Origin of the sequence: Campylobacter estrildidarum, assembly GCF_005406205.1 — a bacterium.
GTDB classification, from domain to species: Bacteria; Campylobacterota; Campylobacteria; order Campylobacterales; family Campylobacteraceae; genus Campylobacter_D; species Campylobacter_D estrildidarum.
The window spans coordinates 1-1580 of record NZ_NXLZ01000035.1; the positions used below are offsets into that span (position 1 = coordinate 1).

General features: G+C 25.1%; 1 protein-coding gene. It reads left to right on the forward strand.

Annotated elements, in window-relative coordinates; translation table 11 throughout:
- Nucleotides 1-39: 39 nt before the first annotated feature.
- Nucleotides 40-1580 (forward strand): hypothetical protein (locus CQA69_RS09235; protein WP_246023143.1); only part of this gene is annotated, 1541 nt, incomplete at its 3' end.

Consider the following 1580-nt stretch of genomic DNA (forward strand, 5'->3'; position numbering starts at 1 on the left):
TTTAAAAATGGAATTACGCAAGGTTTAAAAAATAAGGGAATGAATGTAAAAAATTTATCATTAGGTGGAACCGCTGCTTTACAAAATCTATATGAATTAACTAGAAATTATCAAATATTAAAAACCGCGGATTTGATTATAAATGCATCTAATGTTCACGATATTGTTCAGTATAATTCTCCTGAATTATTTTCAAAAAGCTATCAAGTCATTCATTGGTTATATAAGGAATTGTATTTTTTAAATAAAAAAGTTCTTTGTTTTATAACTCCTACCCCACAAAAATGGCTCAATCAACAATGCTCAAAATTGGTTTATGCCTTACATAAAAAACTTATTAAAAATTATGGCTTTAATATTATTGATTTAAATGGATATTATCTTGAAAAAAACTTGTATGATTTTATAAGAAGAGATGAAGCTCATGATTTTGATTTTATTATGAGAGAAATTGGAGAAAAAATAGCAGATAATATTGAAAATTTTTCTTTCCCTAAAAATATAAATATAAAAAATGACAACCCTAAATTTATTGCTTTAAATGCTAGAGAAATGCAAAAAATTAATGAAAGTAATTTTAAAAATAAAGCAAGTTGGCTTTGCCAAGAAGAAATTTATGAGTTAAAAAATGAATTAGAATTTAAAAAGATATATCATAATTATATTATTTTAGGGGCTCATGTTTGGAATGAACAAAATAATTATGAATTTAAAATAGGTGATATTAATAAAGATAATAGTTTTAGTAGAAATATCGATTCGCAATATTCATTTTTTTTCGATATTTATAATAGAAATATCAAAATCACTGGAAATACGACAATTTTAAGCAAAAATAATCCTATAGGATTTATAGGATTCCTACTTGCCTCTCCTGAAGGAAACTATCATAATGAAGATATTGACTTTGAAAGTTTAGCTGAAGAAAACATAGAAATTGATGAAGAATACAATTTTAACCACCTTATACCTCGGGTAGAATGGTATAAAGAAATTATAGACGAGTATTGTAGTATAATAGATCCTATCAAACAAACACCTTTGCAAAATCAAATCAATACCTTAAATACTCAAATATCTAATTTAACCGATGAAAACATCCAAATGAAAGGTTTAATAGATAAAAAATATAATTTAGAAATTTTAAATTTAGAACAAGACCTAATCATTAAAAAACTAGAAAGTAAAAAGTTAGCTAAATCTTTAGGAATTAAAATGGATATTATTAATCCTAAAGTAACTTTCATTCAAGCTAATTCAGCCAAAGCAAGAATTCAAAACCAACTTTCCTATAAACTAGGACAAGCTATGATAGAAAATTCAAAAAGCATACTAGGATATATAAGAATGCCTTATGTTTTATCTTATATAAAAGATAAACACAAACAAGAACAAAAAATTTATGAGGAAAAAATAAAAAAAGATCCTTCTTTAAAATTACCCCCTTTAGAATCTTATCCTGATTATCAAGAAGCCTTAAAAGAAAAAGAATGTTTTACTTATAAACTAGGAGAAGCTTTAATAAGAGCTAATAATAATTGGTACGGGGGGGGGTATATCAAATTGTGGTTTGAGATAAG